The organism is Microvirgula curvata (assembly GCF_054781615.1).
Window position 1 is genome coordinate 70,360 of record NZ_BAAGUB010000011.1, and the last position, 22,839, is coordinate 93,198.

Genomic DNA, 22,839 nt, shown 5'->3' on the forward strand with positions numbered 1-22,839 from the left:
GCAGAGCCAGATCTGCAGCCGGAATGTCACGGTGACCGCCCGTGCCCACCCCGAGGCATGGGGCGATGGCACCGGGCGGTCCCGTCTCCGGCATCAGGCGCTGGTGCTGATCTTGATCAGCAGGCTGCCGCGGTTGTCCTTCAGGCCCATGCCATAGCGGCCATCGAGGTCATCGTTGATGCACAGTTCAAGCAGGCCGGCAGCGCCCTGCGGAGCACTGGCCGCGTTGCCGACCAGGAATACCCGGCCGCCGATGCGACCGACCAGCGCACCCTCGGGCGCACCGGGCAGTGTGTAGCCGGGCTTGGCGATCAGTCGCGGATCGCCGGTGCCGGTGCAATTGCCGGTTCCCGGGCTGGCATACCAGTTGCCGCTGACATAGTTGATCGAGGTCGTCTGCGTTCCGGTGACCTGCACGCCGGTGCTCTGCCATGGCTGGGTCGCCAGCACGGTCACCTGCACCGGATAGAGGATATTCGCGGCCAGCAGGGTCTCGTCGGGCGAGAAGCCGGCGCCGGTCAGGGCGTGGCTCAGTTCCGGACGGCCGGTCTGCGGATAGACATTCGGATTCAGCAGGATGCCGCCGAGATCCAGCGCGCTCAGCCCGGAGTAATTGACCTTCAGCGCCACGGCGATGTCATCGACCGGATAGCCGAGGTTGTGCAGGATGATGGCGGCGGCCAGGGCGGTCAGTTCCTCGCCATAGACCTCGCGCAGGGCCAGGGTCAGTACCTCCGCGCCAATCGTGCGCGGATTGATCACTCCGGCAGCATGGCCGGCGCAGGCCAGTTCGAGGTTGAGCACGGCCTGCTGTGGTGTGGCGCCCTGCTGCTTCTGGGTCTGCAGGGCGGCGATCAGCGACGGGTCAAGGGGATTTGCCATGATGATTCCTTGGTGGGAGGGAAAAGAGTCGGGGACGGGTCAGGCCTTGCCATAGGCACTCACCAGTGCGGCGAGCAGTGCCGGTGCGGACAGCGACGGAAAGGCGGCTTTCAGCCCCTGCCCGGTTGCATCCGGCGGATAACCGGCCTGCTGCATGGCGATGGCCATGGCCGTGCTGCCGGTGTCCGGGAACGCCGCGATCAGCCGCCGTCCGCAGGCTGCGCCATCCAGGTGCCCGCTGAATGCCTCGGCAGCCAGCTGATTCAGCGTCGGCACCGGTGGTGCGCCATAGGCGGCGATCAGCGCTGCAGTCAGCGCCGTGGCGGAAATGCCCGGCCAGGCAGCCTTCAGCCCGGCGGCGGTGTCGGCCGACACATAGCCGGCCTGCTGCATGGCGATGGCCATGGCCGTGCTGTCGGTATCCGGCCTGGCCGCGATCAGCCGTCGCCCGCAGGCCGCGCCATCCAGGTGTTCACTGAAGGACTGGGCGGCCAGTTGCGCCAGCGTTGCCTGTACCGTCACCAGTACGGCTGCACTCCAGATCCCCGGCACTTGCCGGCTGGCGGCACTGTCCGGCAGGCAGGCAACGAACAGCGTATAGGTGCCGAAGCTGACCGGTGGCGGCAGCTGCAACTCGGCCTGCGATGTGCCGCTGGCGTCGACCTGCTGGCAAACCGGTTTGCCGACAGGGTCGAGCAGGGTCAGCAGATAGCGCTGCACGCCGGCCACGCCCGTCCAGCGCGCGGTGACCGTCGTCCCGCTGCTGCTGGCCCGGACTTGCCCGGGGGTGCCGAGCCGGGTCCAGACCTGGACCGGGCTGTCATCACCGGGGATGGCGGCAGAACCGGCACTGGCGCCCAGCGAGAACGCATAGTCGCCGGCCGGCTGATCGGCATCGAAGCGCCACGGCAGGGCCAGCGCCGGTGCCTTGACCGGTTCCGGCGGCAGGCGCTCGCCGTTGCGGGACAAGTGGAGCAGATAGTCGGTGGCACCGGCCACGTCATCCCACTGCAGCAGCAGTGTGACGTTCGGTCCGATCGTGCCACCGGTCGGCGTGACCAGACCGGCGCGCAGCAACGGGGTCTGCAGCTTCGGCATCGACACCAGGCTGGCATCGCTGGTGAAGTCACCGAGGCAGGCCATGACTGCCATGCTGTAGTTGCCGGCCACCGCCTCTGCCCCGACCGGGAACGAGGCCGAAGTCTGCATGAAGCTCAGCGACACATCGCCCAGCACCTTGCCGGCCGGGTCCCGCCACTGCACCCGGTAGCCACTGGCATTCGGCGCACTGCTCCAGCTCGCCTGCACGACGCCATTGAGGTAACTGGCGCTCAGTCCTGCCGGCGGCTTCGGGTTCTGGCCCGGTGTCGGCGGCGGCTGCGGGTCCTTGTTGTGAACCAGATAGCCGTCGGCGTAATAACTGTGATTGCCGTCGAGCACAAAGTTGTACAGCTGCAGCCGGGCGTCGGCCCGGGTCGCCGTCAGCGTCCGCAGTTCGGTGACGCTGCCGTCCTGCCGGCACAGCAGATCGCCTGCCTGCAGCAGCCCCACGGCCAGACCCGGGATTTCTCGCCGGGTAGCCAGCGGATCGAGCGCGCACCAGCCGGCACGGGTCATGAACGGATGCTCGGCGGTGACGAAGTGGCGTCCCCGGTTCAGCGCATACAGATGGCGCGAGCCAAGCCGTGGCGAGTCGAGACCCAGCACCCGGTTGTGCGCACCGTCGGCGCCAAGCAGCACATCGCCCGGGCAGACCGATTCGATCGGGCACTGGACACCATCGGCCAGCGTCACCAGGGTGCCGGCGATAAAGCACGACTTGCTGGTGCTGTGGGATACCGCACCGCCAACGGCAGCGATCGACAGCGCCGAGATCACGCCTCCCGCCGCTGCCAGCGCGGTGGCGCCGGCCTCGGTGGCCGCGCTGACTGCCCCGTCGGCCAGGCCCTTGCACACCAGACTCAGTGCATATTGCGCAGCCTGCTTGCCGGCCATCAGCGCCAGAAAGGTAGCCACCGCCTCGCTGTTGTTCATCAGCCCGGTAACGAATGACTCGGCGGCGCCGGCCAGCGCATCGGTGATGGCCGCCGGCAGCGCCTGCATCGACAGCGAGTCCGGCAGCGGAAAGGCCACGGCTTCGGGAAATTCAAGGTGGGCAAATTCGACCCCGGCGGCGGTCAGCCGATACGTGCCGTTCAGCACCAGATACAGCCCGTCGCTGCGGGTCGAGAATGACGGCGAGATCCTGAAGGTCGACGCCAGCAGTTCCTTGTTGACGAAATCGGCCAGCGCCCCGCAGGCGGAACGGTTGCGGTTGGCGATTTGCTTCATCTCTTCGATAAAGTCGATCGCCTCGCTGACAAAGTCGAATGCCGGCCAGTTGTCGACCTTGAAGCCATCCTTCCTGCTGTAGGAAAAGCCCAGTGTCGGCGGTGTGGTGAACATCGGCGGAAAGGTCTGCGCAGACGACAGCGTGCCATCGATCTTCAGCTCGCTGCCCTGGCTCTTGCGCCCCCTGACCTTGACGTCGATGCCGAAATCTTCCTGGAAGAACAGCAGGCTGCAGCCAAAACCCATTTCGCTGCCGTCGACGGTATCGAACGAGAACACCGGCCCGCCGCCTTGCTTGCCACCGGTTATCTGCAGGATGTAGATCCGGATCGGATCGGCCAGCTGTATCGTCGCACTGACGCCCTTGCTGGCGATCCGCACGTCGCCGATGATCCGCAGCGTGGACAGCAGGGTGATGTCGAACACCGAATGGATATGGAAGCCGGGCAGATAGGTGATCTTCTGCGTCGGCACGGCCACCGGCAGCTGCCCCGCGACCGGGCAGTTGAAGCCGCTGACGTCGAGCGGCATCGGACCGCTGTTCTCGTCCTGGTAATACAGACAACTGCCATCAAGAAAGGTGATGTCGATCAGATCGTCCGGCCAGTGAAAGTGCGGGATCGAGGCATGAAACAGGTCGCGAATGGACAGGTCCTGGTCGACCGAGACGGCCGCCAGCAACGGCGTGGTGTCCTGCAGATAGATCTGCCCGCTCAGCTTCAGGTTGGCATAGTCGATGCTGCCCTGGACCCGGTACAACCCGGTCGCCTTCACCGGCGGCCTGGCCTTGCTGTCGGAGAAGGTATAGAACACGCCGAAAATCAGCTTGCGGAATGTGACCCCGAGCATGGCGCCATAGAACGGCTTGTCGATCTCGTGGCCGGGATCGCTCGCGCTCAGGCAGGCCTTCAGTGTCCTGGCGTTGGAAACCACCATGCCGTCGAAGCCATAGGCCTGCCCAAACAGCGCCAGTTCCAGCTTGCCGCTGATGGCATATTCGGCGTCGGTGGCGAAACGGTACTGCAGTTTCAGCTGCCGGAACGCAAACAGGCCCAGCAGCCGGATATCGGGCAGGATCGCGGTATAGATCGTCTGCCGCAGCGCCTCGCCGGCGCTCAGGGTATGGCTCAGGGTGCCGGACAGCGAAATGTCGGCCTGCGGCGTGTCGCCTTCCCGGTAGCCGACCTCGATCAGGCTGTTGAACAGGTCATTGCCCTTGAGCCGGATCGTCAGCCAGAAGCTGCTGGTATCGACCACCGGGCCGGACACGGCAGCCACGCTGGCCGGCAGCATGCTCTGCGGAAAGACGTCCAGCAGGGTCTTGTCACCCGGCGTTGTGCCACGGTGAGAAAAGGTGAAGAAGCCGGCATCCTGCACATACAGCGCGTTCTCCGGCAAGCCGGTGCCGAACGCCTGATTCAGCAGTTTGAAGACGTCCAGATTGTCGCCATCGACCCGGTCCCGGGTGGCCGGCATGTCGATGTAAATCAGGTAATACTCACCCGCCAGGTCCAGCCGGCACTGCATCGTGCTGTTCAGCTTGCCATCGAACAGGGTGCACCCGTCGAATCTGGCCGCGATCTGGAATTTCATCTGCGAAATGGCATCGGATAGGGAGGGCAGTCACGGTAAATGGCAGGCAGCCGGCTCGAATTCCATCCCGGCGGCCCCCGTCGCAGCGGAGGCCACCACCGGCGCTCGTCCGGCAAGACGCCCGGGCGGCCCGGTCCGGGCGCCGGACCGGCAGCGGACGCTCAGGGTGTGGTCTTGAAAGTCTGGCTCTTCGGATCGTATGTGCCTTCCGACACCACCACGTTCAGTTGCTGCACCACATCGCCGGCCACCTCGGTCAGCAGCGACTTCGGCGGCGCCACCGCCACATAGATTTCCGCCGAACTGCCGACGGCCACCGCCAGCAGGTTGTCCAGCACCGTGCCATCCGGTTTCAGCGAATCGACATTGAACAGGAAGGGTGCGGTGGCAGTCGGCGTGCTGGACGGCAGTTTCAGGTCCACCGCATAGCTGTCCGTCCCGAGTTGGAATTTCACGTTCACATTCGCCTGAATACTCATCACTGCTCTCCGGGGGCAAGGGTTGACCGGTCGCAGGATAACAACCTGTGCACGGCATGAAACACGATGAAAAGATCAATTGTCATATATTCATAGCAGCCACTATTCACTTAGCAATCTTTTGTTTGCTTTTTTTATTCCACCGGCAACGGGAGAACCGCCAGCCCCCCGCCACCCTGCTACGATACGGGCCGTTCCCATCCCCGCCCCTTGCCATGACCACCGCACGCCAGCAGGCCGAAACGCTGTTCCACACCGGCAACCAGCAGATGGAGGCAGGCGACGATGCCGGGGCCGAGCGCAGCTTTCTGCTGGCGCTGGCGCAGGACCCCGGGCTGGCCGAGGCGCATGCGAACCTGGCCTACCTGCACGAGCGGGCCGGCGATACGGCAGCGGCCGAAGCCCGTTACCGGCGCGCCCTCGCCCTCAGCCCCGACTGCCTGCAGATCGCGCTGAACCTGGGCAGCCTGCTGCTGGACGGCAAGCGCTTTGCCGAGGCGGAAGCCATCGGCCGGCAGGCGCTGCAGATCGCACCGGGCGAACCGGCGGCATGGTCGAATCTGGGCGTGCTGCTGGCCTGCATGAAGCGGGAAGACGAGGCCGAGCAGTGCTATCGCATCGCACTGGCGCTGGATGACGGCTATGACAAGGCGCGCTTCAACCTCAGCTACATTCTGCTGCGCCAGGGCCGTTTCGACGAGGGCTGGCGCTGCCTGGAGGCACGCAACTGGTACGAGTACCTGAACCGGCATTTCACCTTCCCGCGCTGGCGCGGCGAAGCACTGACCGGCAAGTCACTGGTCATCACCATCGAGGCCGGCCACGGCGACATGATCCAGCTCTGCCGCTACGCAGCGGTGCTGAAATCCCGGGGCGCCAGCCGCATCGCCATCATCTGCCACCCCGGCCTGACCACCCTGTTCCGCAGCCTGCAGGACGTCGACGCGGTGTTTTCCATCACCGGTGAGCTGCCGAGCAACGGCTGGGACTACTGGTCGCCGCCGCTCAGCCTGCCACGGCATTGCCGGACCGACCTGGACAGCATCCCGGCCCGCATTCCATATCTGGTTGCCGATCCGGCCCGCATCGAAGTCTGGTCACGGCGGCTGTCGACCACCGCACGCCGCGTCGGTCTGGTGTGGAAAGGCAGCCCGGGCTTCGAGAACGACGCCGACCGCTCGCTGCCGTCCGTCGCCCTGCTGGCGCCGCTGGCCTCTGTGCCCGGCATCCAGTTTGTCAGCCTGCAGAAAGGCCGTGGCGAAGACGAGATCGCCGGCGCCCCGCTGCCGCTGCTGCCGCTTGGCGGCGAGCTGCAGGACTTTGCCGAAACCGCAGCCGTGGTGTCGGCGCTGGACCTGGTGATCAGCGTCGACACCGCCGTCGCCCACCTGGCCGGCGCGCTGGGCAAACCGTGCTGGCTGCTGTTGCCGGACTACCGCACCGACTGGCGCTGGCTGACCGAACGCACGGACACGCCGTGGTACCCGACCCTGCGCCTGTTCCGCCAGCCGCCAGGGGGCGGCTGGGAACCGGTGATGGCAAGGGTCGGGCAGGCGCTGCGGGAGTGGGTGGCGGGTTGAGCGTTGAATGGAAAAAGAGCGCCGAAGCGCTCTTTTCAGACTGTCCACAAACCCCGTCCGCGAAGAACGGACGAGCGAAGCGAGGTTTCCCCGCGGCGGCGGGGACGGAAGGGGCAGGACTCAATCAGGCAGACTGCCGTGTTCACGACCGATCCTGTCAGTCGGGCGTGCACCGACGCCACGGTTAACGTCGGTGCCCACCTTTATCAGCAGTCCGGGAGCGCCGAAGCGCTCTTTCCTGTTCTGCAAGTCCATCCGGCTGGCGGATCACCACTTGTCCTTGTCGCCGGCAAACACGTTTTCGGCCTTGTGCGGCTTCTTCGCGACGGCTTTCTTCTCCGTGCCGTTACCGGTCCCGGCGGCAGCGGCTGCCTTCGGTTCCGGTGCCAGGTCACGCAGTTGCAGCCCGCCGGGCGGGATCTGTTCCAGCGGCATGCGCACGTTTTCCAGATGGCCCTGCGACATGGTCGGTGTGACCTTGTCGATCACCACTTCGCAGCAGTCATACTCGGTCCGGCCCAGCGATTGCCCGGTCTGCGGGTCCTTGATCTCCTGACCCAGCGAGACCAGCGCATAGCGGGCGCCTTCGCGCACCGACTGGCCGCCCTGGCTGAGGATTACCCGGTTGCCTTCGCGCGAAGCGACGGTAATCGGGAAGGTCCGCACCAGGATCGCGCTGACCACCCGTTCGACCATCTGGCTTTCCATGCTCTGGCGAACCGGATCGGCGCCGCTGGCGTTCAGCCGGCCGACATCGCCCTTCAGCATGCTGGACAGCTGCACCTGACGGCTGGCGACGTTGATCACCCGCTGCGACAGGGCCCAGTTGCCCGAGTCCTTGCCATAGGAGAACGCGTTCAGCTGACCGGTCCAGACCAGATCGGCGCTGATGGCCTGGCTCATCTTCGAGCGCTCCGCCGACGGCGTCTGCCCGGAACCGATCATTTCCAGTTCCTGCTGCACGTCGTCGGTCAGATCGCGTTCGAGCACGGTAAAGCGACCGGTATTGGTCAGCGCGTTGAGGATCTGCTGACGGACTTCACTCGCGACCCTGGCCGACGGCACCGGCTGGCCGGCTACCTGGAACGACGCGCTGTCGACATGCACCGGGCCGACCACGATGCGCAGGCGGTTGCTGCTGGCCGGCGCGGTGAACCTGGCGATGGTCGCCTCGATCTGCGCGCTGTAGCTCTTGCCCATCAGGCCGGGCTCTTCGAGCTTGACCAGCCTGAAGCCGGTCACCACGCCGCCGGACTGCTGGCTGACGTACTCGGCGAACGCGTGCGCGCTGAGCTGCTCGGCATCCTTGCCGCTGGCCACGCTGAGCACGGCCTTGACCTGCTCCGAGCTCATGTCCATCGACACGCCGTTGACCTGGCGGATCGCCAGTTTCAGCGCTTCCTCGACCGCTTCGGCCGGGCTTGCGCCCAGGCCGGTGGCGGTGGTGGTCACACTGCCCACCTTGCCGGCATCCGGCATCGGCTGCGCCGCGCTGCCCTGGGCAGACGGGGAGGCGGTCGCCTTGTCGGCGGCCTCCTCTTTCGGCGAGCAGGCCAGCAGACCCAGCATCAGGCTGCTGGCACCGATCACGCGTAGCAATTTCATTCAGCCTCCCCTGTCATTCGCAGTGATTACAGTGCCTTGGTGGCATCCTTGGGCACCGGGATGTCATTGCTCTTGGCGAAGCTGATAGCCTGGTTCAGGGTGTTGTACAGATTCTTGCTGTTGCCCGGGAAGCTGGTGATGATGTACGAACCCGAGCTGAGCTTCGGCAGGTCCATCGGCGATGCGCTGCTCAGTGCCGACTTGAAGCCGTCGAACTGCTTGGCCATGCCGGCATACTTCAGCAGGCCCAGACCCAGCGAGCCCATGCCTTCGGCGTAGGTCTTCTTGGCCTGCGCGTCCAGGGTCACGCCCTGTGCCTGCTGGCCTTCACTGATCGCCTTGGCGACCTTGCTCTGCACCGAGTCGGCCTTGGCCAGGTTGTCCTTGGTCGCACCCGAGGTCAGCGCATCGGCTTCGGCCTTGGCCAGGGCGGCGGCATCCTTCGCGCCGAGTGCCAGGGCCATCTTCGACTGGGCCATCAGCACTTCCTTGTTGGCGGCAACGTACAGCTCGACCAGCCTGGTCTGCTGGCCGATCAGGTCGCCACCGCTGTTGCTGCTGCCGCCGAGGCTGGCAGCGCCCTTGACGGCGTCGAACATGCCGGCGTGGCTGAGCGGGGCCAGGGCAGCAGTGGCCACGGCGAGGACGATAAGGGATTTGCGCATGATCGAATCACTCCTGAGTAAGGTCGGGTAAAACTATTTGATGAACTCGGTGTTTCAGCGGAGACCGGCGTTGGTCATCTGGCTCAGCAGCTCGCGCGCCACGGTGTCGGCGGCTTTTTTCAGCGCGTTGACCTGGGCTTCTTCCTCGGTCGGGCCGAGGCCTGCGACCTGGATCGGGCCGACTTCGGCGCGGGTTTCCGGGATGGTGTCGCTGGCGTCCAGCAGCTTGCCGGTGGCAGCGACCGACACCCGGTACATGCCGGTGGCCGGATCGGTATCGGGCAGGCGCACGTCCAGCGTGCCGTAGGCGATGTACGGCACCTGGGCGTTCTGCAGGCCGGCGGCCACGTCACGCTCGGTCTGCGGTTGCAGGTCGTTGCCGGACTTGAAGTCGGTTTCGACTGCCTTGATCTTCAGCTTGCCCTTGCTGTACGGCTCCAGGTAGGCAGCGTCGACCACCTTGTAGCCGGCACCGGCGAACACGCCGTTGAACACGCTTTTCAGATAGTTGCTCGGGAAGATCGCGTAGGTCTTTCTGGTTGCCTTGCGCGTGGTGCTGCCGCCGGTTTCCACCGAGGCCCGGTACTGGGCCGAATTGCGGGTGGCGCGACCCTGTTCCTTGATCTCCGCGGTCGCGTATTCACGGTTGGCGAAGCTCTGCGCGGTATCGGTCTGACGCGACACGAAGATGAAGGTCAGCTTGGACTTCTGCCCGCCGCCGTTCTGCGCCACGGCCGAGCCGGCCTTCACTGCATTGTTCAGTTGCGACACATTCAGCGTGGCGCGCACGGTCACGGTGTACTGGCCCATGTCCGGACGGTCTTCCTCGCTGAGGATGGCGGTTTCCAGCACATAGCGTTCCGGATCGGCCTGCACCTTGTCGCGGATGGCGTCCAGGTTCTGCGACTGGGCGTCGCCGGCTTCGGCGTAGTACTTCTCCACCGCCCGCAGCTGGGCCTGCAGCACTGCGCGGGCCTTGACCTCGGGGGTGACCTTGCGGCCGAACAGCGAGCTTTCGTATTTGACAGTGGCCTGGCCCTTGGCCGTCGCCGTGGCCGCCATGGCCTGGATTCCGGTCAGCAACATCAGGCTGACGAGAAAGAAACGAATCATTTGCATGATTTCAGAAGCTCCTGGGTCGAAGTGATCTGTTTATTGATGCCCGAGGTGTCGGTCGCCGAGCTCAGCCAGTCGGTCCTGTTGCCGGCCAGGTTGTCGGAAAGCTTGGCAAACAGCCCCTTGATGGCATCGTGGTAGGCGGGGAAGTCGTCGACGCTGCTCTGTGTCACCGGCACCAGCTTGACTTCACCGTTCTTGAAATCGGCGTTCAGGTAATGCTTGCCGGATACCGGCTCCTGGATGTCGACATGGGCGTAGGCGCCATAGATGTAGCTGGCGCCGGCGGCGGATTCGCCGCTCTTGATCTTGCGGAAGCGCGGCACGTCCAGCGCGATGGTGTAATCGGCCTCGGGCAGCTTGAGCATGAACACCTCGCCGTCGGAGATGCGCATCGACATCACGTTGCCGATTGCATAACCCTTCGAGTACGGCAGCAGTGGCACGCCGGTCTTGCTCGACAGGTTTTCCGCAAACAGATCGGCCAGCCAGGTCTCGGCGACGCCAGGGTTGCGGGTCAGCATCTCGGGCAGCACGGCGCGCGCCTCGTCCGACAGCTTGACCTGGCCAACCTGCAGATAGCGCGGCACATGCTCGGGAATGGTGGCCGCGCCGACAATGTCGACAAAGCGGTTCAGGATGCCAGGCTTGCCCTGGTCGCCGTAGTACAGCGTGCTGAAGCGCGCCTGCATTTCGGCATTGCCCGGCATGTGGTCGATCACGTCGAGGTGGGTGAAACTGAACGGATAGGCGCGCAGCACCGACATGGTCTTGAAGTCGAAGAACATCGCCTGGGCGCGAACCTGGGTCAGCAGTTTCGCCACTGAGCCGAAGCGTTCCGCCGATACCGTTTCCCCGGTGATCAGCAGTGCGACGACGATGGCCTGGTCCTGGCCTTTCAGCGAGGTCAGGCCGGTCTGGTTCAGTTCAAAGTGCGCCGGCTTGCTGCTGGCCAGCGCCGACGACAATTGCGCGTTCAGCGTCAGGCCGGCAGCCGTCCGGGATTTCTCCAGCTTCAGGCTGTGCGGAAAGCGCTGCGGAATGGATTTGCTGTCGCCGGAATAGGCAATGCCGGCAAAGGTGACAGTAGCGGCGGAGGCTGTGGTGGCCAGACAGAGCAGGACCACGACCGAGCAACTCGACAGGATTTTCTTGATCACGGAATGGGAACCCAGGTGGCAATACCGGACACGCAGTCCGGAACCCCGGGCTGTTGCCGGTCGACGTCAGTGACATCAGATCAGCAACAATGACAATATGCTGAAACGGCTATTGTTAATTTTCCAGCGCGATAATGTACATGAATGTCATGATTTTCGCCCGGATTTTTATCGCAATTGAATGATGTCCAGCATGGCCCCCGCCTGCGCAGCCTCTGCGACGCGGGCGGGGGTGCAGCCCGGATTCACTGGCTGATGCTGAGGGTCGACACGCCGACGCCATTGCCCTTGCCGATGCGGATCTGCACCGGAATGCGTTCCTTCATCGCCTCGACATGGCTGATGACGCCGATCATCTTGCCGCTCGCATTCAGGCTGTCGAGCGCATCCAGCGCGATCTCCAGCGTCTCGCCATCCAGCGTGCCGAAGCCCTCGTCGAGGAACAGCGAATCGATCGAGGTCTTGTGGCTGACCAGATCGGACAGCGCCAGCGCCAGCGCCAGGCTGACCAGAAAACTCTCGCCACCGGACAGCGTGCGCGTATCGCGGGCCACATCGCCCTGCCAGGTATCGACTATCTCCAGCTCCAGCTCGCCACCGTGCCGGCGCCGCAACTGGTAGCGACCGTGCAGCCGCAACAGTTGCCGGTTGGCCAGATGAACCAGGTGGTCCAGCGTCAGCCCCTGGGCAAACTTGCGGTACTTGTCGCCGCGGGCCGAGCCGATCAGGCCATCCAGTCGCTGCCACAGGTCGACGTCGTCGGCCTGGGCGTCGATCTGCGCCAGCAGCGCCTGCTGGCTGGTCCGGCGTTCGTCATCTGCTGCCAGCAGTGCGCGGATCTCCCCCTGCCGCTGCGCGACGGCGCGGCGCTGTTCGGCCAGCGTGGCCAGTTGCTGTTCCAGCGCCTCGCGGGTCAGTGCTGTCGGCGACGCGGCGTTCAGCGCGTCGAGCGCCTGCTGCGCGGCCTGCAGCAGGGTGTCGGCTTCCAGCCGCTCCTGCTCCAGCCGCGACTTGATGTCCTGCAGGCGCTGGCGCTGGTCATCGTCCAGCAGCGCCGCACGGAAGGCGGCGGCATCGTCGAACGGGCTGGCTGCCAGCGCCAGTCGCCAGCCGGTATCGGCACCGGCGACCTGCCGCTGGTGGGCAATCAGATCGGCATCCAGTTGCTGCTGCCGGCCATGCAATTGCGCCAGCGTCTGCTGCGCGTCGTCGATGCCGGCCACGCAGCGGGCCAGATCGGCAGCCGGATCGGCCACCTCAGGCAGCGGGACGGCCTCGCCCATGCCGAGGGCGTGCCAGCGCTGCTGCCAGTCCTGCGCCTGCCGGGCAGCCGCCTCCGCCAGCGGCTGTTGCCGCAACAGTGCGTCTTTCAGCGCCTGCAGGCGTTCCTGCCCCTGCTGCCACTGCGCCCATTCGGCCTCGCGACCGGCCAGCCATGCCGCACTGTCGGCCGGCAGCGCGTGGCCGAAGCCGGCCAGCGTTTCCGCCAGTGCAGCCTGCTGGGCCTCCGCTTCCTGACGGCACCCGGCCAGTTGTTGCCGCAATTCGTCATCCTGCTTGTCACCGGCGGCCAGCGCCTGCTGCGACAGTGCCAACTGCTGCTGCAAGCCGGCCAGTGCCTGCGCCTGGCGATGACAGTCCTGGCGCGCGGCGGTCAGGGCGGCCTCGGCACGGTCGAGTTCGCTGACGGCGGCGGCGGCGGCAGTCAGCGCGTCCTGCTGCCGCTGGCTGCGGGCCTGCAGCGCGGCCGCATCCAGCCAGTCGTCGTCGCCCAGTTCCCATGCCGCGGCAGCGGCCTGCCAGCCGGCGGCCAGTGCATCGGCATCACGCACGGCCTGCGCCTGCTGGATCTCCAGCTGTTCCAGCTGTGTCGCCAGCCGGCTGATGCGTCCGGTCAGCGCCTGCCCGCGTTCGCGCAGCGCTTCAAGTTCGGTGCGCTTCTGCGCCAGGGTCAGCCGGGTCTGCGACGGATCGATGGCGTGATAGGCGGCAATGGCCGGGTGTTCATGCGCCCCGCACAGCGGGCAGGCGTCTCCGGGACGCAGGCCGGTACGCAGTGCTTCCAGACTCTGGATGCGCTGTTCCTGCTCCAGCAGCGCTTCCTTGTCCGTGATCTGCTCCTGCACATTCTTGTACGCCAGCCGCAGTGCGCGGCGTTCGTCGTCGAGCTGCCGGTGTTCCTGCTGCAGTTGCGTCTGCTGCTCCTGCCATTGCCGTTGCTGCGCGGCCAGCTTGCGCCGCTGTGCCGCAGTGGCTGTCAGCTGTTCGAGCGCATGCACGCCCTGTTGCTGCCGCTGCCAGTCGGCGCGCAGCATGGCGGCATCCTTGCCGGCCAGTACGGCAAGGCGATGCGCCCCGGCCCGGGCGTCGGCATCGCGGGCAGCCGTCAGCGCCAGACCGGCCTGCGCGCACTGCGCCTGCTGGCGCTCGATGTCCTGCGCCAGCGCCTGCTGCCGCGCAGCCAGTTCGTCCCGTGCGGTCTGCAGCCGGTCGTGTTCCGTCTGCAGCCGGGCCAGCGCGGCGAACTGACCGCGCCAGCCGCCCAGTTGCTCGCCCAGCCGCGCATGCTGCGGATGGGCGGCCAGCGTCTGCTCCAGCGCCTGCCGCTGCTGCGTAATGGTCTCCAGCCGCTCGCGTTCGGCAGCGGCGAGCTGCGCTGCCCGCGACCGCGCCCGGCCATGCAGGTCGAGCCGTTGCCGTTCGCTGTCCTCACGCTGGCCGGCCAGGGCTGCCAGATCATCGCGGGTACGCTGCCGCGCGGCTTCGGCCTGGGCCAGCGCGGCCGCCAGCGGCCGCAATGCGTCGGCCGGCCCGGCTGCCGCCAGTCGTGCCAGGTCGGCGCCGGCGTCACGCCAGGCAGCTTCCGCAGCCTGACGACGCGCGGCAGCGGCATCCCGGGCCTGTTCGGCCTGGACCAGGTCGGCGCACCATTGCCAGTGCGCCTGCACCGTCGCCGCTTCGGCCGCCAGCGCCGTGTCACGTTCGCCGAGCGCAGCGGTTTCGGCCTGCAGCGCGGCGCGGGCCTCGTCACCGAGCAGGTCGACACCGTCGGCACGCGCACGCAGCTGCTCCAGCGCCAGCCGGGCGTCACGGGTCCGCTCGAACACCCGCTGCGAAATCTGCCCGTAGATGTCGGTACCGGTCAGTTCTTCCAGCAGCTCGGCGCGTTCGTTGGCACTGGCGTTCAGGAACGCGGCAAAGCCGCCCTGCGCCAGCAGCATCGACTTGGTGAAGCGGCCGAAGTCCAGTCCGGTAATGGCTTCGATCCGCTTGAGCTTGTCATTGATATGCGTGGTCAGGATGGTGCCGTCGCCATCGGCCAGCTCCACCCGTGGCGACTGCAGCGCCCCGTCGGCGCGGTCGCGCGAGCGGCGCTGGCTCCAGAATGCGCGATAGCGGGCACCCTTGACCTCGAATTCGACCTCGGCCAGGCAGTCGGCGGTATGCCGGGTCATCAGTTCATTGCTGCCGGCCGACACGGTGTCGAGACGCGGGGTCTTGTGATACAGCGCCAGGCACAGCGCATCGAGCAGTGTGGTCTTGCCGGCGCCGGTCGGTCCGGTAATGGCGAACAGGCCGTTGTCGCGGAACGGCTCGGCACTGAAGTCGATAAACCATTCGCCCTTCAGCGAGTTCAGGTTCTTCAGCCGCAGGGTCAGGATCTTCATGCGGCATCCTCCTGCAGGCCGGCGACGATCTCGCGGTAGCGCCGCTCAAGCCGGGTTTTCAGTTCATCACTCAGGGTTTCGCCCTGCAGCCGGCGGGCGAACACGTCGTCCGGCGTCAGTTCGTCCAGGGTTTCGCTGGCTTCGCCAGTCAGCGCGACGGCGGCGCGGTCGCGTTCGCGACGGATGCGCAGCACCTCGACCGGCAGGCCATCGGTCAGCGCGTCGATGCGGGTCTGCAGATCGGACAGGTAGTCATCTTCCCGCACCCGGACTTCCAGCCAGACCGGCCGTTCGGCGTCGCCGTGGGTCGCCGCGTCGCGAATGGCGTCGCCGAGTTCGGCCAGCGAACCGGCCACGCTGAGCAGGGCCTGGAAGCGCGGCACCGGCAGCGGCGTCACCGCGCGCAGGCCGCTGCCGTCCAGTTCGACCAGCAGCACTTCCTTGCCCTGCCCGGCCTCGTCGAAGCCGAGCGGAATCGGCGAACCGCTGTAGCGGACATGTTCAAGCCCGCCGACTTTCTGCGGCCGGTGGATATGGCCAAGGGCAATGTAGTCGGCCGGCGGAAACGCGCTGGTCGGGAAGGCATCCAGCGAACCGACGTAGATTTCCCGTACCGACTCGCTGGCGCTGGCGCCGACCGTGGTCAGGTGGCCGGTAGCGATGATCGGCAGCGCGTCGCCGCGCGCTTCGCGCAGCCGGCAGGCCTGCGCATGCAGTGCATGGTAGTGGCGGCGGATGGCGTCCTGCAGCGACAGCTGCTTGTCCTCGGCACTCTGCCCGGCCTGGCTTTGCAGCACGTCGCGCGGGCGAATGAACGGCACCGCGCACAGCAGCGCCCCCGCCTCGCCATTGCGCTGCGCCAGCAGCAGCACCTGGGCTTCCGGCAGCCCGCCGGCACAGGGGATTACGTGCGCGTTCAGCCGCGCCAGCAAGGTCCGGCTCTCGCTCAGCGTCGCCACCGAATCGTGGTTCCCGCCCAGCAGCACCAGCTGCGCGCCGGTTGTCGACAATTCGACCACAAAGTGGTTGTACAGCTCGCGTGCATAGCTCGGCGGCGCGCCGGTATCGAACAGGTCGCCGGCCACGATGACGGCATCAACCTGCTGTGCATCGACCTGGCCAATCAGCCAGTCGATAAAAGCCAGATGCTCGGCCTGGCGTGTCTTGCCCATGAAGTGCTGGCCAAGGTGCCAGTCGGAAGTGTGAAGAATTTTCATGTCAGCCTGAAAAAATACTGTCTCGCGGCAGGTCGGCAAAAACGTGACAAATCAATATGACCGTCGACCAAAAAATCAATTGCTTATATCCTGTCGCCGGCCACGGCAGGCCGGCATTATCCGCTGTATCGCCAATGCCATGTACCGGTACGTGCCGACCCCCACCAGAATTGACGAATCGCATGAAACGCAGATTGCCTGCACGCTTGTCCTCACCGCGCTGCCACCCGCTTGTGCCGCTGGCCCTGACCGCCCTGCTGTCCTCCCCGCTGCATGCCGAGCCGGCGCCGCCCGCGGCGGCCGGCCACGCCGCAACCGGTGCCGATACGCCGTCGCTGACGCCGCTGACAGTGAGTGCGCGACGGCGCGAGGAACTGGCGCAGGAAGTGCCGGCGCCGGTCAGCGTGGTCGACGGCGCCACACTGGAGGCCCGGCGCATCGACCGGATCGAGGATATCCAGCAGCTCCTGCCCAGCACCAGTGTCGCCTTTATCAATCCGCGCCAGACCAGCATTGCGGTACGCGGGCTGGGCAACAACCCGGCCAATGACGGACTGGAGGGCAGTACCGGCCTCTATCTGGACAATGTGTACCTGAGCCGCCCGGGCATGGCGGTCTTCGATCTGCTCGATATCGAACAGATCGAGCTGATGCGCGGCCCCCAGGGCACGCTGTTCGGCAAGAACACCACGGCCGGCGTACTGAACATCAGCACCCGCCGGCCGGATTTCACCCCGGAGCGCAGTCTGGAGATGTCGGCCGGCCAGCACGGCCGGGTCCAGGCCCGCGCCATGCTGTCCGGGCCGCTGACCGATGAGGTGGCGGGACGGATCGTGGTCTATCGCTCGCAGGACGCCGGCACGGTCACCAATCTGTACAACGGCGACCGGCTCAACGGCGGCCACCGTGACGGCGTGCGCGCCCAGATGCTGTTCACCCCCGATGACAGTTTCAGCCTGCGGCTGATTGCCGACTACAACGCGGAGAAATCCAGTTCCGGCACCCAGGTCATCTACAGTCTCGGCCCCGGCCTTGCGCTGCGCCGGGCGATCGCGGCCGGCGCCACCGGCATCGTCAGCGACCCGACGCGCTATCAGACCAATATTGATGAAACACCGCGCATCGAGGTCGAACAGGGCGGACTGTCGGCCGAGGCCAACTGGCTGTTCGACAGCGGTTTCCGGCTGACCTCGATCACTGCCGGCCGCTTCTGGAACTACGACCCGGTCGCCACCGACGAGCTGAACGTCAAGGTGCTCGACAACGGGGTGACGGTACGCAACCGCCAGTTGTCACAGGAACTGCGGCTGGCCTCGCCGGCCGGAGGCCGGTTCGACTATGTGGTCGGTGCGTTCTACATGCAGCAGCGGCTGCGCAACCGGCTGTCGCTGTCGTTCGGCCCCGCCGCCGACATTTTCCTGCAGGGTGCGCCGACCGGCCTGCTCGCCAGTGTGAGAAGCGAAAACCCCGGCCAGCAGGACACCAGCAGTTATGCGCTGTTCGGCCAGGGCACCTGGCATGTCGACGACCGGTTCGACCTGAGCGCCGGCCTGCGCGCCAGCTATGAACTGAAGGAGGCGCGCGTCACTCGCGACAGCCCGGTCGGCGGTTCCGCCCTGCTGGCGCCGATCCGCAACCAGCCGGGCCTGCTCGGTGCCTACGACAGCGGCACCCTGCGGCTGGAGCAGTGGAGTCCGTCCGCGCTGCTGAACGCCAGCTACCGGCTGCGTCCCGACCTGCTCGGCTACATCACGCTGTCGCACGGCGAGAAGTCCGGCGGCGTCAATCTGACCGGCCCCGGCACGGCGCCGGGACCGCTGGGCCCGGACTCGCTGCTGGTCGGACCGGAACGGGTCAACAATCTCGACCTCGGCCTGAAAAGCACGCTGTGGGACCACCGCGTGCTGCTGAACGCCAATCTGTTCTGGGCCGAAGTCCACGGCTACCAGACCACGACGCTGGTACCGGTCAGGAGCCTGAGCGGCGCCTATGTGCAGGTGCTGACCAATGCCGGTGATGTCCGCACCCGCGGTGCCGAGCTGGACCTGCAGCTACTGCCGCTGCGCGGACTGACGCTGACGCTGAACGCGTCGCTGAACGATGCCCGCTACCGCCGCTACGACAATGCCCCATGCCCGGCCGAGGTCAACATCCCGTATCCGAACGCGGTCTGCAGCCTGAGCGGCCGCCAGGTCGCCGGCGCGCCGCGCTGGATCGTCAATCTGTCAGGGGAATACCGGTACCGCTGGTCGGCTGATGTGCAGCACTACCTGAGTGCGGCCTATGCATGGCGCTCGGGTCAGGACGGGACACTGGACGGTTCGGTCTATTCGCGCATCCCGGCCTATGGCCTGCTCGACCTGGCCACCGGCTGGCGCCTCGGGCATGGCGCTTCGCTATGGAGCCTCTCACTCTGGGCACGTAATGTGCTCGACAAGCGCTATTTTCCGGCCGTTGCCGCCACGGCCAACGGGGCGTACACCGCGTCGGTCGGCACGCCGCGCACGCTGGGCGCCACCGTGCGCTACGATTTCTGAACCATGACCAACATCATGTCCCTACTCCCGGGCTGCTGATCTTGACGTTATCCACTCTGCAGATCCTGATGCTCGGCGCCCCCGGCATCGCCTTGCTGTTCGCCAGCGGCTTCCTGTTCGCCTGGCACACCTCGCGCAGCGAACGCCATCTGCTGCACCTGGCCGGCAGCTATGCGCTGTTCGCCGGCGGCATGTCCATGCAGATCCTGGCGGTGCCGGGCGATCTGTCGCTGAACGCCATGCTGTCGGTCACGCTGTACACGCTCAGCGCCCTGCTGCTGGCCGACGGGGCCCTGCGCCGCGCGGGCCGGCATCTGCCGCTGCCACTGGCCATTCTGATGCTGGCGGGGATGGTCGGCGCCACCTATGTGCTGTGCTATGTCACGCCGGATCTGACCCGGCGCGTCCGCCTGCACAACTTCGGCTTCTTCATCCTGTTCCTGCTGACCGCGCTGCAGCTGCATCCGGCATCGCGGCGGCGACGGATCGACCGGGCGGTGTTCTGGGTGTTTCTGGCTTTCGCGCTCGGCTTCATCCCGCGCATGCTGCTGGCGCTGAAGCCGCTGTCGCCGCTGCCGGACCAGTACGGCCATTCGCCGTTCTGGCTCACGCTGCAGATGTCGTTGCTGATTTTCAGCGTGCTGCTGGCGCTGACCCTGCTGACGGCGATGATGCTGGACCGGATCGAGCTGCTGAGCCGCGAACGCGACCAGGATGTGCTGACGCGCCTGCTGAACCGCCGCGGCTTCGACAGCCAGGCCACCCATCGTCTGCGGGACCCCGGCTTTCACCCGGTCTGCGTCATTATCTGTGACATCGACCACTTCAAGCGGGTCAACGATGCGTTCGGCCATGCCGCCGGCGACGCCGTGCTGGAGACCTTCGGTACGCTGGTACGGCACCGGCTGCGGCCGGACGATGCCGCCGGTCGCATCGGCGGCGAGGAATTCGCCATTCTGCTCGCCAACACCGATCTGGACGGCGGGCTGGGCTTTGCCGAGCGCCTGCGCGCCGAGTTTGCCCAGAGCACTTTTCCGCTGGTGCCGGCATCACGGCAGATCACGGCCAGCTTCGGCGTGGTGACCTGCCATCCGTACGAAACGCTGGCCGACAGCCTCGCCCGTGCCGACAGCCTGCTGTACGCAGCCAAGCATGCCGGTCGCAACCGCACCGTTTTGCAGCCCGCCTGAGAAAAATCCGGCACCGCAGCGGTGCATGAGCAGCAACTCATATTGCGATTTGCGCGGCTAGAGCATAGTATTTACTCACATTTTTCACTGGCATTTATGCGAATTGCAAAACGGTTCGCTGCGCATGACCAGATTCCCAGCATTAGCCCTCATTTCCGTGCAATCCACGGATTGACTGCTTGTCGGACAGAATTTCTTCTTGCATGGACCCGTTCCCTCGCGCCCTCCGGCCGACGGACGGTTTTTTCATTTTCCGCAGCGTGCCGTCGTCTATGAATCGCGAAACCCTTTCCGTCCAGGACATCATTGCCCTGGGCTTCATGACCTTTGCCCTTTTTGTGGGTGCAGGCAACATCATCTTCCCGCCGATGGTCGGTTTCGAGTCCGGCAGCCAGGTCTGGCCTGCCGCCGCCGGCTTCCTGATCACCGCCGTCGGCCTGCCGATCGCCACCGTGGTCGCCATGGCCCGCGCCGGGGGCGGACTGGGCCGGCTGACCCTGCCGCTGGGCCGCACCGCCGGCATGGTGCTGGCGGTAGTCTGCTACCTCGCCATCGGTCCGCTGTTCGCCGTTCCGCGCACGGCCGTGGTCACCTATGAGGCCGGAATCGCGCCGGCACTCGGCCACAGCGACCTGCACCTGCTGCTGTTCTCGATCATCTATTTCGTACTGGTCCTGCTGATCTCGCTGAAGCCGGGTCGCCTGCTCGACAGCGTCGGCAAGTGCCTGGCCCCGCTGAAGATCGCCGCCCTGGCCATCCTTGGCGTCGCCGCCTGTCTGTGGCCGGCCGGCACCGTCGGCCCGGTCGCCGCCAGCTATCAGGACAGCGCCCTGTCCCAGGGCATGGTTGCCGGCTACCAGACCATGGACACGCTGGGCGCGCTGATGTTCGGCCTGGTCATCGCCAACGCCATCCGCTCGCGCGGCATCACCTCGACCCGCTCGATTGCCCGCTACACCGTGATTGCCGGCCTGATCGCCGGCACCGGTCTGGTGCTGGTCTACCTGAGCCTGTTCCAGCTCGGCAATACCAGCCATGGCATTGCCAGCGACGCCAGCAACGGCGCCGCGCTGCTGCACGCCTATGTCCAGCACACCTTCGGCACCGGCGGCAGCACCTTCCTCGCCGTGCTGATCGGCATTGCCTGCCTGGTCACGGCCGTCGGCCTGATCACCGCCTTCAGCGAATTCTTCAGCGAACTGCTCGGCGTGTCATACAACAAGATCGCCATCACCACCGCCCTGTTCTCGCTGCTGGTATCGAATATGGGTCTGGATGCGCTGCTGCGGGTATCGCTGCCGGTGCTGACCGCCGTCTACCCGCCGTGCATCGTCATGATCCTGCTCAGCTTTGTCGAGTCGAAGTGGCGCTCGCCGCGACTGGTGGTCGCGCCGACCATGGCGATTGCCCTGCTGTTCGGCATCGCCGACGGCATCAAGGCCGCCGGTCTGGAAGCCTGGGGACTGGATCAGGTCGCCGCCCTGCCGCTGGCCAGCGAAGGCATGAGCTGGCTGGTGCCGTCGCTGACGGTGCTGGTCTGCTGCGCCCTGGCCGACCGCTTCGTGCCGCGCCATGCCGAACGGACGGTGGCGCAGGACAGCTGACACCAGAAACGGCCTGCCGCGCACGGGGCGCTGCCCTGTTGCGCCGGCAGCCGGTAAAATCGGCGGTTTCCGCTTTCAGTCAGCGCCGCCATGTCAGATTTTTCCCAGCTTGAGCAACAGTTCGCCTTCATCATCGAGATCGACCGGCTCAAGGCCGTTCTGCGCAAGAACAAGCCGGTCACGCTCGATCGCTACGAGAATACTGCCGAGCACAGCTGGCAGGTTGCGCTGCTGGCGCTGACCCTGACCCGGCATGCCACCGAGCCGGTCGATACCGACAAGGTGATCAGGATGCTGCTGCTGCACGATCTGGCCGAGATCGACACCGGCGATGCCATCCTGTACGGCGACAACCACCATGGCGCCGAGCGCGAGCAGGCCGAGCGCGCGGCGGTACAGCGCATCTTCGGTCTGCTGCCCGACGCGCAGGCAGCGACCTTCTTTGACATCTGGCAGGAATTCGAGGATCAGCGCACGCCGGAAGCGCGGTTCGCCCATGCCATGGACCGGCTGATGCCGGTGCTGCTGAATCTGGCGCTCGGCGGCCAGAGCTGGCGCGAAAATGGTGTCAGCAAGGCACAGGTGCTGGCACGCGCCGTGTCCCAGGTCGCGCTCGGCTGTCCGCTTGCCGCCGACTGGCTGCGCGACAAGCTGGACTCGGCCGACGCGGCCGGTTTCTTCGGCTGATCGCTCAGGCGGCCGGTCCGTCCAGCCGGTCCGTTGCGGCCAGCTCGCGAATCAGACCGATCGCCTCGGCATCCATCTTGCGATAGGCGGCCTTCAGATAGCCTACGTAGTCGACGCCATCTTCCGGCAGATCGGCCACCGGCGTGTCGTAGCGAAAGCGCACGAACAGGTGCCCCTCGTCCGGCTCCTCTATCGTCACCACCAGTTCGCCGCCCAGGTGATTGCTGCCGGCGCGGGTGTGATAGTGCAGCCGCTGCTCGTGTTCGAGGTCGATGCGGTCATGCACGCTCAGCGCCCCCAGCTGCATGACGCGTTCGATGTGCACGTCGCTGCGGCTGACCAGGGTAACCGCCTCGACGCCGGGCAGGAACTCGCCCGGTGCCTCGATGCGATGGATCAGCCCGCGCCACAGCTGCTGGCGCGTCAGTTGCGTCAGCATCGGGTTGTTCGGGTCGTTGACTTCGATCAGGTGTTCGTACTGCATGTTCCATCCATCCGGCAGTGCCGCAAAAAATCAATCTGCTG

The 22,839-nt window shown here is 66.1% G+C and carries 16 protein-coding genes; 6 read left to right on the top strand and 10 right to left on the bottom strand.

Features of this window, described 5'->3' with window-relative positions; translation table 11 throughout:
- Positions 1-93: 93 nt before the first annotated feature.
- From ACYVG8_RS06100 to ACYVG8_RS06110, 3 genes are all read right to left on the bottom strand, one after another.
- On the bottom strand, positions 94-882 hold the full coding sequence (locus ACYVG8_RS06100; protein WP_028499637.1) for a hypothetical protein: 789 nt from the start codon (positions 880-882) through the stop codon (positions 94-96).
- A gap of 39 nt (positions 883-921) precedes the next feature.
- Complete coding sequence (locus tag ACYVG8_RS06105) at positions 922-4,806, bottom strand: Hint domain-containing protein (protein WP_460745181.1); 3,885 nt, start codon at positions 4,804-4,806, stop codon at positions 922-924.
- 161 nt (positions 4,807-4,967) lie between these two features.
- Entirely contained in the window at positions 4,968-5,261 is a 294-nt protein-coding gene (locus ACYVG8_RS06110) for a hypothetical protein (RefSeq protein WP_169735651.1), read from the bottom strand.
- Positions 5,262-5,500: 239 nt separating this feature from the next.
- Here ACYVG8_RS06110 and ACYVG8_RS06115 point away from each other — a divergent pair, with 239 nt between their 5' ends.
- Complete coding sequence (locus ACYVG8_RS06115; protein ID WP_460745182.1) at positions 5,501-6,865, top strand: tetratricopeptide repeat protein; 1,365 nt, start codon at positions 5,501-5,503, stop codon at positions 6,863-6,865.
- A gap of 267 nt (positions 6,866-7,132) precedes the next feature.
- Here the strand turns inward: ACYVG8_RS06115 and ACYVG8_RS06120 are convergent, their stop codons facing one another.
- Positions 7,133-8,065, bottom strand: coding sequence for a CsgG/HfaB family protein (locus ACYVG8_RS06120; protein WP_373280392.1), 933 nt, complete (start codon positions 8,063-8,065; stop codon positions 7,133-7,135).
- On the opposite strand from ACYVG8_RS06120, the gene ACYVG8_RS06125 reads away from it, so the two are divergent.
- On the top strand, positions 7,967-8,461 hold the full coding sequence (locus tag ACYVG8_RS06125; RefSeq protein WP_460745250.1) for a hypothetical protein: 495 nt from the start codon (positions 7,967-7,969) through the stop codon (positions 8,459-8,461). The genes ACYVG8_RS06120 and ACYVG8_RS06125 overlap by 99 nt on opposite strands.
- 35 nt (positions 8,462-8,496) lie before the next feature.
- Here ACYVG8_RS06125 and ACYVG8_RS06130 read toward each other — a convergent pair whose 3' ends face one another.
- From ACYVG8_RS06130 to sbcD, 5 genes are all read right to left on the bottom strand, one after another.
- Positions 8,497-9,135: a hypothetical protein gene (locus ACYVG8_RS06130; protein WP_107889625.1), complete on the bottom strand. Its 639-nt coding sequence runs from the start codon at positions 9,133-9,135 to the stop codon at positions 8,497-8,499.
- A 54-nt stretch (positions 9,136-9,189) separates the two neighbouring features.
- A complete protein-coding gene (locus tag ACYVG8_RS06135; protein ID WP_460745183.1) occupies positions 9,190-10,254 on the bottom strand; it encodes a hypothetical protein in 1,065 nt (354 codons plus the stop codon).
- Positions 10,245-11,411, bottom strand: coding sequence for a hypothetical protein (locus ACYVG8_RS06140; protein ID WP_460745184.1), 1,167 nt, complete (start codon positions 11,409-11,411; stop codon positions 10,245-10,247). The genes ACYVG8_RS06135 and ACYVG8_RS06140 overlap by 10 nt, the downstream gene beginning before the upstream one ends.
- A gap of 245 nt (positions 11,412-11,656) precedes the next feature.
- On the bottom strand, positions 11,657-15,079 hold the full coding sequence (locus tag ACYVG8_RS06145; RefSeq protein ID WP_460745185.1) for an AAA family ATPase: 3,423 nt from the start codon (positions 15,077-15,079) through the stop codon (positions 11,657-11,659).
- Complete coding sequence (gene sbcD, locus ACYVG8_RS06150; protein ID WP_460745186.1) at positions 15,076-16,296, bottom strand: exonuclease subunit SbcD; 1,221 nt, start codon at positions 16,294-16,296, stop codon at positions 15,076-15,078. Before sbcD ends, ACYVG8_RS06145 begins: the two co-directional genes overlap by 4 nt.
- 182 nt (positions 16,297-16,478) lie before the next feature.
- Between sbcD and ACYVG8_RS06155 the strand changes: the two genes are divergently transcribed.
- The 4 genes from ACYVG8_RS06155 (at position 16,479) to ACYVG8_RS06170 (ending at position 22,314) form a co-directional block, all read left to right on the top strand.
- Entirely contained in the window at positions 16,479-18,833 is a 2,355-nt protein-coding gene (locus ACYVG8_RS06155; RefSeq protein ID WP_460745187.1) for a TonB-dependent receptor, read from the top strand.
- Between the two features lie 41 nt (positions 18,834-18,874).
- Positions 18,875-20,023, top strand: a complete 1,149-nt coding sequence (locus ACYVG8_RS06160) for a GGDEF domain-containing protein (RefSeq protein WP_460745188.1) — start codon at positions 18,875-18,877, stop codon at positions 20,021-20,023.
- Positions 20,024-20,295: 272 nt separating this feature from the next.
- Positions 20,296-21,627 (top strand): branched-chain amino acid transport system II carrier protein, encoded by a 1,332-nt coding sequence (gene brnQ / locus ACYVG8_RS06165; RefSeq protein ID WP_107890342.1) that lies wholly within the window; start codon positions 20,296-20,298, stop codon positions 21,625-21,627.
- Between the two features lie 90 nt (positions 21,628-21,717).
- Positions 21,718-22,314, top strand: coding sequence for an HD domain-containing protein (locus ACYVG8_RS06170; protein WP_107889622.1), 597 nt, complete (start codon positions 21,718-21,720; stop codon positions 22,312-22,314).
- A 4-nt stretch (positions 22,315-22,318) separates the two neighbouring features.
- Here the strand turns inward: ACYVG8_RS06170 and ACYVG8_RS06175 are convergent, their stop codons facing one another.
- A complete protein-coding gene (locus ACYVG8_RS06175; RefSeq protein WP_112692335.1) occupies positions 22,319-22,798 on the bottom strand; it encodes an AtaL-like protein in 480 nt (159 codons plus the stop codon).
- Positions 22,799-22,839 lie beyond the last annotated feature (41 nt).

Coding starts and splice junctions, on each gene's coding strand:
- ACYVG8_RS06100 (WP_028499637.1), bottom strand. CDS start 882: ATGGCAAATCCCCTTGACCCGTCGCTGATCGCCGCCCTGCAGACCCAG.
- ACYVG8_RS06105 (WP_460745181.1), bottom strand. CDS start 4,806: ATGAAATTCCAGATCGCGGCCAGATTCGACGGGTGCACCCTGTTCGAT.
- ACYVG8_RS06115 (WP_460745182.1), top strand. CDS start 5,501: ATGACCACCGCACGCCAGCAGGCCGAAACGCTGTTCCACACCGGCAAC.
- ACYVG8_RS06125 (WP_460745250.1), top strand. CDS start 7,967: ATGCACCGGGCCGACCACGATGCGCAGGCGGTTGCTGCTGGCCGGCGC.
- ACYVG8_RS06120 (WP_373280392.1), bottom strand. CDS start 8,065: ATGGGCAAGAGCTACAGCGCGCAGATCGAGGCGACCATCGCCAGGTTC.
- ACYVG8_RS06130 (WP_107889625.1), bottom strand. CDS start 9,135: ATGCGCAAATCCCTTATCGTCCTCGCCGTGGCCACTGCTGCCCTGGCC.
- ACYVG8_RS06135 (WP_460745183.1), bottom strand. CDS start 10,254: ATGCAAATGATTCGTTTCTTTCTCGTCAGCCTGATGTTGCTGACCGGA.
- ACYVG8_RS06145 (WP_460745185.1), bottom strand. CDS start 15,079: ATGAAGATCCTGACCCTGCGGCTGAAGAACCTGAACTCGCTGAAGGGC.
- sbcD (WP_460745186.1), bottom strand. CDS start 16,296: ATGAAAATTCTTCACACTTCCGACTGGCACCTTGGCCAGCACTTCATG.
- ACYVG8_RS06155 (WP_460745187.1), top strand. CDS start 16,479: ATGAAACGCAGATTGCCTGCACGCTTGTCCTCACCGCGCTGCCACCCG.
- brnQ (WP_107890342.1), top strand. CDS start 20,296: ATGAATCGCGAAACCCTTTCCGTCCAGGACATCATTGCCCTGGGCTTC.
- ACYVG8_RS06170 (WP_107889622.1), top strand. CDS start 21,718: ATGTCAGATTTTTCCCAGCTTGAGCAACAGTTCGCCTTCATCATCGAG.
- ACYVG8_RS06175 (WP_112692335.1), bottom strand. CDS start 22,798: ATGCAGTACGAACACCTGATCGAAGTCAACGACCCGAACAACCCGATG.